Source organism: Citrobacter sp. wls708 (assembly GCF_005281255.1).
In the GTDB taxonomy this organism is placed as follows: Bacteria; Pseudomonadota; Gammaproteobacteria; order Enterobacterales; family Enterobacteriaceae; genus Citrobacter; species Citrobacter werkmanii.
Genome location: NZ_SZXE01000016.1, coordinates 663,154 through 675,802, shown reverse-complemented (window position 1 = coordinate 675,802; position 12,649 = coordinate 663,154). Strand labels below are relative to the sequence as shown.

The following is a 12,649-nucleotide window of genomic DNA, read 5'->3' as shown; positions in this document are numbered from 1 at the left end:
AGCCATCTGTACGGGATAAATAAAATACCGGAATGTAAGGATGCATATGACAACAAAAAACATTGTCGGCGGTAGCTTTTGCCTTTTTCTTGCGTTGACACCAGGATTTTCACATGCAGCCCCAGTAAAAGTGGGTAATTACGTTATTCCCAGCGCTTTCGCCCGTTCACTGGAGCAGGGAATGACGGTACCGGTATATATTCGCTACAACGAGACTGACGAGAAAAGTCAGCAAAAAATTGCCGATGCGGTAATTTCGCTTGTTGATGGTAATATTACCGTTAAATCCCTGACGCTTACTGAATTACCTAATAATGCCGTGTTATCTGGAAAAACCCGCGCATTGGTGGAAAAAATTCGTGATGTGAAGTTTCACGATAATACCAATATCGAGCTATCGGCTAATGCACGCCTGCAGCTTAACGTCTCTTCATTTCATCTGGAGATGATTGTTAGTAAAGATGCGCTAACTGAAGCGATTGTCGCACGCAGCAGTCTGCTTGGGCCTTCCAGTGTGGAGACGCTCTCCAATGTCCTGAATTATAACTTTGGTACCTACTACAACGATTATCACAACGGCAGCAGTACTCGCAGCTATCTGACGGTAGACAATACAACATCGCTGCGTGAGCACCATATCAACATTAACGGTTCGTTTTACGGTATAGGCGACAGCAATGGCACCAGCAAACTCTATCGGGCGATGTATGAGCGCGATTATAACGGGTATCGACTGGCGCTTGGGATGCTTGACACCTGGAATGTCCAGTCTATTGCCAGCCTGAATGCGCTGAACGGCGGTAAAATTTACGGTGTGAGCTATGGAAATAAAGGAAGTACGGTTGTTGAAAATACCGCGCTTTCGCTCACGCCGATTACCGTATTTTTGCCAGCCGCTGGCGAGGTTCATGTCTTTCGTGACGGGCGATTGCTCAGCGTGCAGAACTTTAATATGGGCAGCTATGAAATTGATACCAGTCGTTTTCCGTATGGAGTTTATGACGTCACGGTAGATATCGTGGTCAATGGCCGGACAATTAATAGTCGTATCAGCAGGGTAAATAAAATCTTTGCCCGCCAACAAGCAGCCGGAATTGATCAGCTCTCGTGGCAATTTTTTGGCGGCTCACTGGATTATGATCGTGTGAGCTATAAGCGAAATCATTATCAGGATTTGGGCAGCGAGCAGACATGGATTGCTGGCGGGGCCGCATCGGTAACGCTGGCGGTATTGTCGGGACTGGGCCTGAAATCCACGCTCTACGGTTTTGACAACAATGCGGTTAATGAAACGGATGTCACACTCAATGTGAATGAATACGTAAGCATTGGCACTCAGACGCTGGTGGCGAATGATTCGTCATGGCGAAACATCAGTAACATTAATCTCAATGTGCCTGAGGGGTATGGCTCTCTCTGGGCATCGCGTGAAGACAGTAAAATTGGCGATCGTTTGCCCGTGCAGGAACGTGACAATTATTCCATTGGCGGCACGCTGAATATCGGAAAGTTTATTCCTCATGGCGGTTCGCTCACCGTTAGCCAGACGGAGAATCGCTATTCAGGCAATAAATACCGTAACCTGGACTACAGCACGACCCTTTATTCAGGCAGATATGCCTCGGTTGGACTGCGTGCCGGGATCCAGCGTTATTACTACAACAACCGAAATGACGATGGGCGACAGGAACGTTATGTCAGCCTGGATTTATCGTTGCCGTTGGCTTCCTGGTTGAGCATGGGGGTTTCCCGGGATCGCTATGGCAGCACCCAGGGGAATCTCAGCGCGCGTAAGCAGTATACTGAAGGCCCCATTAAATCAGTCGGCCTGGCGGCGTCAACCCGTCTGAGTGGTGAACAATATTACGACAACAACTATTCGATAAACGGCAATTTGAGTTATGACACGAAATATAACGCCGGTACCGTATCGGTAACGCGTTCCGCGGATAACTCCACCAATATGAACTTCTCTTCTCAAGGCTCTCTGGCGTGGGCTGGGAAAGACTTTGGTCTGAGTAAAGAGAGGCAACGGTCAGGTGTCATCGTGAAAACAGATTTGACCGGTGAGGGGAAACTGGCGGCGAAGATTAACAATCGTAATTATCTTCTCAGCGGTAAATCAAATTTCATTGCACTGCCGCCCTATGCCCAGTACAAGCTGGAAATTCTCAATGATAAAAACTCTGAGGACAGCTTCGATATTGTTTCAGGACGCAAGCAGGAACTGACGCTATATCCGGGTAACGTTGGTGTTATTAACCCTGAAGTGAAAAGCATGGTCACCGTGTTTGGGCGTATTCGTTACCCTGATGGGCAGTTAGCTGCAAATACCGATATTCATAACCACATCGGGAAAACACGTACCGATGAAAAGGGTGAGTTTGCTATCGATATTGATAAAAAATATCCGGTCATCACGCTAATTTCAGCCAATGGCAGCGTTTGTGAAGCCGATCTCGATCTGGAAAAAGCACGCGGCGCAGCGTGGGTGGGTGAGGTGAAATGCGCAACGCAAACCACTATGGCACAGAGGTAATAAAATGAAAGTATTAAATAAGTTGGCTATTTTAATCTGTGCTGTGGGAAGCTTTACGCCTTTGCCTGTTTTAGCTTTGAAGGCCTCCTCGTCCGGCTCAGTTAGCAACAATTATTTGTTTATTGAAAATGCTATAGATGGTGAATATTTTATTACCCCATCGGCACTTGATCCGCGCTTCAGCGGGTCAAATACGTGGATAAAATACGGTACCTCGCAGGTCAGTCTCGGATATTTAGGTTTTGTGGGCTGGACTGCACCCGGAAATTATTATCAGGATATGTGGATTGATAATTCCCCGATTAATGGGCCTTTCCGGGGAATACGTTGTTATAGTGGAACCCAGTGTCCATCGACCGGGTTTATTGCCGGGCAAGGAACTGACAATAACGGGTTTTATCATGCACAGGTGGGATCTGTCGCAGGCGTTGTTGGCGGAGCCTACGGATTCGCCTCTCTAACGGATACTGCCTATGAGTATTTTCGCAATGTGTCTACCGGTAGCAGCGAAACCTACGTATTCAACCGCTGTTATACGTCTGTAAATTATGATTATTCTTCCGGACAGCGTTGCAAAGACCAGTCGACCGGATCATGGAATTACGTTAATTATACGTTGACCAAACGCGGGCATCTGTCGCTTGAATCCACTAATGCGTTTCAGGAACTTTGGGTTGCCAGCGACGGAACGCCGAGCATCACCAAAGACTCTGGTTATTGTGAGCTTGGCGTGGTGGGCGGCACAGACGGTGTGATTTGCAAGATGGTGAGTTATAACCTGCAACAAACGGCTAATCTGACCCCCTCTCTGACGTTTCGCGCTTATGTTGACACGGCGATGCTTGGTTTTACGCCCGGAGCGGCCACCGTGAGATACTCCGGGAATGGCTCAAACTGGTATAACTATGGTTCTTCAACAGCGTATTACAACGTTTTCACCACGTCCGGGGAGTATATTTATATTTTTCTGTCGAAAGTATTTCTGAAAAATCTCGTCGATTCAGGGATCAGTATTACTAACAGTCAGCCGTTTACTTTCGGTTTTTATAATGGCTTAACACCAGAGTCAGGGCACTACCAGTTTACCCCTTCGTTACAGCTCAATATTGTGCCGAAGGAGTATGGAATCAGTATTGTCTCTTCGGACAACACAGCTTCTGCGAGCGGCAGTGGCACGATTGGCGATGCCGCTCCTATAGAAATGGATTACACCGTAACCGTCTCAGGCCCTCGTCAGGCCGATAGCATTACCGCCCAGGTTATCGGGGATAGTACAACGATCAATAGTGTGCCTTATTGCCTGTTTACCTCTACGCAAGGCGGGCTATCCGTCCCAATCCCCGCCTTTCTGCAGTACAACAGCCAGTCGGGGGGCGTGGTGCAGAAACGAAATAGCTGCAGTGAAGCACCAGTCAGCATGAGCGATGCGCAGTGGCAACAGACGCCCTGGGACGCCAATAACAATGACGATGGAAGCTATTATACGACTGATTTGAAGTTGCTTTTCCCCATGAATGATTCACGTTCGCTGTTAACCGTTTCCGGAGCAGACTGGGAAGGTGTCGTCAGCGCCAGCGGAGAGATAAAAGTGACGGCGAATTGGGTGGGCGTCACGCCATGAATCGCTACCATTTCGCACTTAGATGGGCATTTGTCTTTTTTTGTGGGCTGACTGCATGCTCTGCACAGGCTGTCTACCTGGAGTCGACCATCTATGAGATGCCATCGGATAAATCATTTATCAGTAAGCGAATCTATAACGATAGCCACAAACAGAATTTGTACAGTATTAGCGCCGTAAAAATTGATAAGCCGGGGCCGGGAGGTGAAAACAGAAGCGCCATTGCTGAAGGCGAACTTCTGTTTACACCGCTGAATTTCTCACTGGCACCGCAGGCGAGTGAGTTTTTTAAGATTTTCTACCGTGGACCGCAGGATGATAAGGAGCGTTATTATAGAATTCTGTTTCGTGAAATGCCGATCACGCTGTTTACCGAGCGTAATCAAGGAAAAGGGGGACAGGCTCTCCCGGTGATCGCTATGGACACCATACTGGTTGTTCGTCCGAGAAAAATAAATCTGACCTACACCATTGATGAGGCTAACGGAACGCTGAAAAACACCGGGAATACTTTTTTTAAAATCATCGTACACCAGGGGTGCAACTCAACCGATGATGAAGCCACCATGCGTTATGTGTTGCCGGGGGAAACCTGGCGTAGTAGCCAACTAAAAACACAAAACAGAAAATTTATAGTTGCCTTGCAGAAATACCTACCCGTGGGGCAGGGGTGCTTCAAACTCAATCGTGAGTAAGTATTGAATCTGATCGGATATGTCATGATGAGATATTGAATCTATACTGTATGTATCTTTATAAAATACAGTCATAAGCTCAGAGTAGATGAAATTTTGGCCATCCGAACTCAATATTACGGTATTTAAGAGTCAGGTTGTATGAAAAGTATAATTAATGATCAGGTTGAGTACGATTCCACCAGGAAAAGCCTGAAACATGGCGATACTACAATAATTCTTTCGCCGTCTACAGCGAGACTACTTGATTTACTCATTACTCATAAAAATCAACAGCTCCACCGCGAATTTATCATTGAGGAAGTATGGGAAAAGCATGGCATGGTGCCATCCGGCCATAGTCTTAATAAAAGTATAAGTGTCTTACGAAAAGCATTTAGCGAGTTGGGGGCGGAGAACCCCATTGAAACATTGCCCAGACAGGGATTTTTGTTCCATGCTGCGGTCCGTGACGCATCGACATCCTCCAGTGAGGATCAAGACAGGCGCTTGGTACCTAAAACGGAAATGGCAGTTCCATCAAGAAAAGTGAAATACGTAAAAATTTTTGTTCTCATTTTATTAATCGCTTTAATCGCAAGCACTTTTTTTATCGTGAAGACTTTTAATACAGGTACCAGGAATTTTATCTACATCAGGACAGTAGGTGATTGTGAACTTTATACTGCAGATGACAATAATGCTGATAAAACGAAAGCATTCTTATCCTCTGATATGTGGCGAAAAGTAAATTCGGTTTGTCATAGCGGTAAGAAAACAATAGTTTTCTATGATGATAATAATTTATCAGCAAGCAATTCTCTTAAAGAGAACTTTCTTGGAGTTTGTTCGCTAGATAAACGAGGTGCTGCGCATGAATGCGAAAACTATATTTATTAGTGGGGTGATCCTCCTTGCAGCGATAACAGTATATTTTTACCTTCATCTGCAACCTGAGACGCTGACTTGTTCTGCCAAAAATTATCTGCATCTGGAAGCTCAAACTCAGGGGGTGAAAATTGAAGGTGAAGTCCTTCTTGTCTTCCGGATATCTTCCGCCACCGAAGGGCGAGTATCTCAGGTAGGAAGTCTCGTCATTCAGGGCAAACATTATGCCGTAGATCGTAATGTCGTCCTGAAATTTATTGGTAAAGATCACGATGGATACCGACAGACTCGCCGCGTGGCTATTGTTAAAAATAAAAATGATAATGTCCCTGATGAAATTACTGAGCTGCTTATGTCACGGCAGGATATTTTCTATTATAAGGTTGTCCGTATCGCCGGAAATGTTTATGGGATAAGAGATTTGCGACGTACGCTTATGGTTTGTCGGGCTGCTTAACAAAGTTGATATATTGTATTACAAATTTTTTTAGTTACATATGTTGTTGTTTTGCTTTTTTATGGTTTTATGTTTCGTCTTGTTGTGAAAGTGAGTAAATTTATTTGTTCTGATTAGAAAATGGGAATTTTCCTTTTTCAATATTTTAAATGGCCTTACTATTTGACGGGGATATTCATATGGACAGTTGTAATCATAAATTCCTAACCTGTGTAATATGACTTATGGAAAAAGTTAACTCACGCACCGCCTTATAATTATTGGAGGTCGAAGGTGTTGTATATGCTCTCGTGCATAAAACGAGGGACCTGCTATGCCATAAATTAAAGTTGGTGATAATTATGAATGTGAAAAAGGCTTTTCTTCTCAGTTATGATATTTTCCTTTTCTCAGGGTTAAAAGCGTCTTTGCCAAATTTAGTACTGGTTGATGCGCGCACATATATTTCTGGAGCGCAACCCGTCATACCACAATATCCATCCTGTGTGTTGGTTATTGATAATCGACTGCCATTATTCCTGGTCAGGAAGTGGCTCCAGAGAAATAGTGCACAGTTCATTAATATGAGCTGTATTGTTCTTCGGATGAGTGAAAACCAGGCTGTTAATCGAGGGTATGAAGAGTTTGTTTTTATTAATGGATGGGAATTATCAGAGAAGGTGATCTCTCAGTTAAAAGATTATTTATTGGCACCTGGTGAGATAGCCGAAATTAACAGAGGTTCACCACTATTTACTTTTTATTTAACCGAGTTTGAGGAAGAAATGTTGTATGCTTCTTTCACTAAAGAAAGATTGCACGATTTTTGTATTGCCAACTCGCTGACAATTAAGTCAGTATATCGATATCGGGAAAAAATTACCACTCGGCTCGGATTTTCTCATTTCAATGAAACAATCATTTTTTTAACCAGGAATAATTTCTTGCGTGAAGACAGTTCACCGCTAAGATATACAGCGGAGAATATGATTTACGATGAGGTGTATGATGTTTCAGATACTAGCCGACTGAGTATGGCAATAAGGAATGAAGAAATCATTCCTTATTTTCAACCCATAGTAAATACCAGTGGTGATGTTTGCGGCGTTGAGGTTTTGGCTCGTTGGCCACAGGGGCATAACTACGCTATTTCTCAACGTGAGTTTATTCCATTGGCAGAAAAAAGTGGGTTGATTAATGAGTTGACCAGCTATTTAATGACCGTCGTTGCGCGTGATTTCGTCGGCGGAGGTGTAGGGATTAACAACACTTTATTTGTCTCATTTAATGTCAGCCCATCAGGTTTAAGTAACCCTGTCTTTTATTGGGAATGCCTTAACTTTATGGAAATGACGCAAAAATTACCCATAAAACTGATGATAGAAATAACTGAAAATCAGACGCTTACAATCACTCCAGCAATCAAAGAGCTTATTCGTTCATTACGAAACAGAGGCGTTCTGTTTGCTTTAGATGATTTTGGGACCGGTTACGCTAACCTCTGCTATCTCAATGAGTTAGACCTGGATGTAATCAAGATTGATAAAACATTCATTAAGGCTATTAAAGAGGTTGAGCAACATATTCCTATGCTTGAGTCAATTATTCATCTTTCCGGGCTTTTAGGGCTACGCATAGTAGCGGAGGGCGTTGAACATGACTTTCAACAGCAATGGCTGGGAAAACAGAGAGTTGATTACCTGCAAGGCTATCAATTTTTACCGCCAGTGACATTTAGTGATTTTATCCGGTATTACGAGCACTCTGTTAGTTTGTATGAACCTGTATCTGGTTCAACTTTCTCAACCTAGATCTCAAGAGGGTTTGCTGTTCTGAGCGATGCATCGTTTGTTTGTTTATCCTAAAAGGGTTATTCATAACTGTATTAATGTTCAATACAAAAGTTTTGAGGTTAGCCCTTCGCCATGCGTACATTTCTGACAAAAGTAAGAGTATGGTTTCCGCCACCGCTCATCTTAGTATTATTTCTTGTCATGGATGCGTTGACGGCGACCCCGCATTTTACGTTCGGTGCTGTGAATATCGTCGTAAGCCTATTGCTGGCCTGTGTTAGTCTGGCGGTAGCACTGCATACTGTGTGGCAGATGAGGATGAAACGCACGACGCTGAACCCGCTTCATACGGAAAGAACGACCACGCTTGTTACCGAAGGTTGTTACGCCTGGAGCCGCAACCCTATTTACCTTGGAATGAGCGGACTCCAGTTGGCCTTCGCTTTCTACGTCGGCAGCCTCGCCGGGATACTGGCTGTACCATTATTTATGCTGGTGATAGCCAGATTGCATATCGATTTTGAAGAAGAACAGCTGCGAAAACATTTCGGGCCGGAATGGGAACGCTATGAGCAACGGGTTCGTCGTTGGTTATAGAAATGTCTGATGCAATAACGCGCTATCGCGAACACGGAAAGCGCTGAGCGCGTTCCGCCGTAGCGGGTGATGACACGATTCGTGCGTAATTGAATCTGGGTGATGCAAAAATAGGCGTTTGATTCACAAGGCCATTGACGCATCGACCGGTTAGTTTTAACCTTCTATCCCGTGCTCACATTCGTGGACATGTCCTTTTCAGGGCCGATATAGCTCAGTTGGTAGAGCAGCGCATTCGTAATGCGAAGGTCGGAGGTTCGACTCCTCTTATCGGCACCATTTCAAGCCAGGACGTCCTCCGGCCTTTAAGAAAACCACGTTTCTCCTCTCGCGCCGCACGCATACTTTTCGACTCGGGGTAAAGATTTGAACTGCTTTTGGGTTCTGAGCCTGTCGAGTTCACACCGATAACAGAATTGCCGGATAAAGACTCCTTCAGGCTACATTCGCGTAATAGATAAACGCGAGCTTGTTACCGTCCGGATCGCGTACGTAGGCGCTGTAAAATCCCTGACCATACTGCGGCCTGTGACCCGGTGCGCCTTCATCTGTGCCGCCCAGACTGAGCGCGAGGGTGTGTAACTGCTCAATATGCTCGACGGAACAAGCATTCAGCGCCACCATCGTGCCATTACCAACGCTGGCAGGTTGTCGATCGAAGGGGCTGCCGATGCACAGTCCAACGGTGTGGTTGCCGTTGAATGTTCCCCACGACGCCCCTTCTTCATTACGCCCGGCCTGCGGTTGCCCAAGCAGTTCCATTAGCGGATCGTAAAACTGAATGGCGCGTGGGAGATTGTTGGTACCTAACATAATGTAAGAAAACATACTGTCCCTCATATTCATGATGCCAGAAGGCTCAGTGGTTATCCGCCTTATGCGCCCAGGCGGGCATCGCTGTAAGATAACGCTTAGCACGTATACGCGCCTCTTCCGGGCCGACCTTTTGCCATGAGTCGAGAAACGCCGCCAGACCTGCAACGGCTTCATCCCAGGATTTCAAATTACCGTCGGCATCACTACACCAGGTGCAATATTGATTGCTGGCAACGTTGGCATCACTACCGGAGATTGGCATTCCGCAGGCCTGGCAAAACCGTTCATGCTCTGTCATACAACGTTCCTTTTGTTAGAGGGGTGGTTAATAAATATACACCCAATGACGAGAGAACTTAGGGGGCTAGATCAATTGTTGAGCGCTCGCGACAACCCGCAAGGGGGCGCTGACCGCACTGCCGGATATCGAAACGCTGAATGCTTTTATTACGCAATGTCATCTACCGGACTACGAAATAAAAGACCTTTAAGCATGATATCGGCGAGCTAAGTAATTTTAGCTCTCTATGATTTTGTGAATGTCCCCGCATCCTCATCGGATGGCGGGGATTTTTACTTTATTTTTGCAGGAAGATTAAACTGTAATACGCTTCAACCCCGCTATCGCTTTTTCGAGGTAAGCGCGTGGACATCCCATGTTCAGGCGAATAAAACCTTTGCCAGCCGAACCAAAGCTATTTCCCATTGAAGGCGCAATACCGGCAACATCAAGCATAACCCCTTTGAGTTGCTCATCATCCAGTCCAAGCGCTTTGCAATCGATCCACAGCAGATACGTCCCCTGGGAAGGAACAACCCGGGCCCACGGGAGATATTCATCAATCTGTTGAATAAACCAGCGTCGATTTTCAGCCAGATAACCAAGTAACTCGTCTAACCAGGGCGCGCCATGCTGCCATGCTGCCGTACTTGCCTCGACGGATAGCGCATTGAACACATCCAGCCCATGGGCATCCAGACGGCGTAAAAAGTGTTCACGCAATGCCGGTGCCGGTATCAGAAAATTAGCAATGCGTAGTGTCGACAAACCAAACGTTTTACTGGCGGAGGTGGCAGAGATAACGCGCGAATGCCAGCGCTCTCCCAGATGCAAAACTGAAGTAAATTTTTCCCCTGGCAGTAATAAGTCAGCCCATATTTCATCAGACAGCAACGTAACATTATAGGTCTCACATAAGGTGAGTAGCTGTTCCAGCTCCTGCGCAGACCAACAACGGCCAGTTGGGTTATGCGGATTACATAAAATCATCAACGGTGGGCGTTCAGTCCGGAATAACATTTCCAGGTGCACAAAATCCATTTGATAACCCGTAACCGGATCCTCAGATAATGGGTTTTCCAGGAGCTGCCTGCCGTTCAGAGAGATAATTTTGGCGAATGAGCCGTAGTACGGCCCCTGAACGACCACGCCTTCACCGGGTTGACTCAGCATTTGCACCAGTAGAGATAACCCCGGAACGACGCCTTCAATGCTGCAGACCCATTCCTGCTTTATTTCCAGTTGATGGCGGGTGGAGAACCATGAGTTTAATGAATCAAAGTAACTTTGTGGGCGTTCGCTGTAACCAAAAATGCCGTGCCCGACGCGGAGTGTTAAAGCCTCCTGAACGGCAGGGGGGCAAGCAAAGTCAAAGTCAGAAACCCACATTGGCAACAGTTCATGTGTATCTTCGCCGAAATATCGCGTCATAAAGTCCCATTTCAGCGAACCGGTATTGTGGCGATCGATAACCTTATTAAAATCCATTACATGCTCTCCCTATTCTGTTGCCGTAATTTTTTTAGCTGTACCTGCCGCTGATGGCGCTTTTGCGATACCGATTCCTGTAAAACCATAAATCAAGGCGAAGAAGATTGCGGCATAGCACTGAATTGCCCATGGCAGTAAATCCAGCGTACTCACGCCTAATGTCGTTGCCATATAGACTCCGGCAGAGGTCCACGGCAATAGCGGTTCAATAACTGTGCCCGCGTCTTCAATGGTGCGGGACAGATTTTTAGTATCCAGTCCCATACGACGGTAAGCGTCTTTAAATAATTCAGCTGGAACCAGAAGAGCGAGTTTGCCGTCGCTTGTCGCACCGGTCACCAGAATGGTGGTTCCAATGGTCGCCGCAATTAGCTGACCGACACTGTGAATGACGGTCAACAGGCGGTTAATAAGAATGTTGAGCGCCCCCGTTAACGTTAAAGCCCCGGCAAAAGAGAATGCGCAAAATACCAGAAGGATAGTGCTCATCATTGAGAACATTCCGCCACGGTTAAGCAGGCGTGGTACATCCGCAATAATGCCCTCGCTCCCTTGCGGGAACATCGTAATATTAAAGCCATCGATAAAGGCATCCAGTCCTTGCTTGATGCTAAGTCCCTGCATCACAACGCCCAGAATCAGGGCTAATACGCACGCGCTCAGCATTAAAGGAATGACCGGTTTTTTACGAATCGCCCCCCATAAAACGATTACTGGCGGCAAAATAAGAATGATATTGAAGTGGTACAGCGACTCCAGGGCGTTGACAATATCGGTCACCCGTTGTGGCGTGGCGACCTCGCCCAGCATATTGCTGTGGCCCGCAATTAAATAAACCACGGCTGCAAGCAGAAAGCTGGGAATTGTGGTCCACAATAAGTGCTGAATATGCTCGAAAAGGGTAGTATCTGCGACAATGGCCGCAAAGTTAGTTGAGTCTGACAGCGGCGATATCTTGTCGCCGAAGTAAGCACCTGAAACAACGGCTCCCGCAGCCGCTGCCATCGAGACATCCAGTCCGGCGGCAACCCCCATCAATGCTACGCCCACCGTTCCGGCTGAACCCCAGGAGGTTCCGGTACATACGGATACGACGCTGGTCAAAAAGAAGGCGGCGATGAGAATGTATTCGGGGCTGATGAGTTTAAGTCCCCAGTACACCATATAAGGGATGGTGCCGCTAAACATCCATGTTCCAATCAGGCCGCCAACGCAGATAAGAATCATAATAACCGGCATTGCTTTGGCAAGTTTATCAACCACCGAATTAATGATGTCTTCCCAGCAATACCCTTGCCACCACGCCATCCCTGCGGCGACAGCGGCAGAGCACAGTAACAAAGGTTCAATGCGTAACCCCATAATGCCGTAGCCAATAATTAATAGCAGGAGCATGGCTAAAATAGGGATCGCTGCCAGTCCAAATGAGAGCGTTTTTTTCTGATTTTGAGAGGCATTCATTCATGAATCTCCAGTCTGTAAGGTCGTTCAAGAGTAGAGAACACCCTTAGGCC

11 protein-coding genes and 1 tRNA gene are annotated in these 12,649 nt (G+C 46.3%); 8 read left to right on the top strand and 4 right to left on the bottom strand.

Features of this window, described 5'->3' with window-relative positions:
- The first annotated feature begins 46 nt into the window (after nucleotides 1-46).
- The 8 genes from FDW97_RS12865 to FDW97_RS12830 all read left to right on the top strand — a co-directional run bounded on the left by FDW97_RS12865 (nucleotide 47) and on the right by FDW97_RS12830 (nucleotide 8,827).
- Nucleotides 47-2,539, top strand: a complete 2,493-nt coding sequence (locus tag FDW97_RS12865; protein ID WP_137351129.1) for a CS1-pili formation C-terminal domain-containing protein — start codon at nucleotides 47-49, stop codon at nucleotides 2,537-2,539.
- Nucleotides 2,540-2,543: 4 nt separating this feature from the next.
- Nucleotides 2,544-4,160 (top strand): fimbrial protein, encoded by a 1,617-nt coding sequence (locus FDW97_RS12860; protein WP_137351128.1) that lies wholly within the window; start codon nucleotides 2,544-2,546, stop codon nucleotides 4,158-4,160.
- Complete coding sequence (locus FDW97_RS12855; protein WP_038637713.1) at nucleotides 4,157-4,855, top strand: fimbria/pilus periplasmic chaperone; 699 nt, start codon at nucleotides 4,157-4,159, stop codon at nucleotides 4,853-4,855. Before FDW97_RS12860 ends, FDW97_RS12855 begins: the two co-directional genes overlap by 4 nt.
- Nucleotides 4,856-4,996: 141 nt before the next feature.
- Entirely contained in the window at nucleotides 4,997-5,734 is a 738-nt protein-coding gene (locus tag FDW97_RS12850) for a winged helix-turn-helix domain-containing protein (protein ID WP_121528633.1), read from the top strand.
- Nucleotides 5,709-6,179, top strand: coding sequence for a hypothetical protein (locus tag FDW97_RS12845; protein ID WP_038637718.1), 471 nt, complete (start codon nucleotides 5,709-5,711; stop codon nucleotides 6,177-6,179). Before FDW97_RS12850 ends, FDW97_RS12845 begins: the two co-directional genes overlap by 26 nt.
- 341 nt (nucleotides 6,180-6,520) lie before the next feature.
- Entirely contained in the window at nucleotides 6,521-7,969 is a 1,449-nt protein-coding gene (locus tag FDW97_RS12840) for an EAL domain-containing protein (protein WP_137351127.1), read from the top strand.
- 114 nt (nucleotides 7,970-8,083) lie between these two features.
- Nucleotides 8,084-8,548 carry an isoprenylcysteine carboxylmethyltransferase family protein gene (locus FDW97_RS12835; RefSeq protein ID WP_038637720.1) on the top strand — a complete coding sequence of 155 codons (465 nt, stop codon included), beginning with the start codon at nucleotides 8,084-8,086 and terminating at the stop codon, nucleotides 8,546-8,548.
- A gap of 203 nt (nucleotides 8,549-8,751) precedes the next feature.
- Nucleotides 8,752-8,827, top strand: a tRNA-Thr gene (locus FDW97_RS12830).
- A gap of 156 nt (nucleotides 8,828-8,983) precedes the next feature.
- Here FDW97_RS12830 and FDW97_RS12825 read toward each other — a convergent pair.
- The 4 genes from FDW97_RS12825 to nhaC form a co-directional block, all read right to left on the bottom strand.
- Nucleotides 8,984-9,376: a VOC family protein gene (locus FDW97_RS12825; RefSeq protein WP_137351126.1), complete on the bottom strand. Its 393-nt coding sequence runs from the start codon at nucleotides 9,374-9,376 to the stop codon at nucleotides 8,984-8,986.
- A gap of 31 nt (nucleotides 9,377-9,407) precedes the next feature.
- Nucleotides 9,408-9,662, bottom strand: a complete 255-nt coding sequence (locus tag FDW97_RS12820; protein WP_038637880.1) for a zinc ribbon domain-containing protein — start codon at nucleotides 9,660-9,662, stop codon at nucleotides 9,408-9,410.
- Nucleotides 9,663-9,959: 297 nt separating this feature from the next.
- Nucleotides 9,960-11,132: a MalY/PatB family protein gene (locus FDW97_RS12810; protein WP_087856458.1), complete on the bottom strand. Its 1,173-nt coding sequence runs from the start codon at nucleotides 11,130-11,132 to the stop codon at nucleotides 9,960-9,962.
- 12 nt (nucleotides 11,133-11,144) lie between these two features.
- The gene (gene nhaC / locus FDW97_RS12805) at nucleotides 11,145-12,596 is read right to left on the bottom strand and encodes a Na+/H+ antiporter NhaC (RefSeq protein ID WP_038637884.1); all 1,452 of its coding nucleotides are present in this window, start codon (nucleotides 12,594-12,596) and stop codon (nucleotides 11,145-11,147) included.
- Nucleotides 12,597-12,649: the final 53 nt, after the last annotated feature.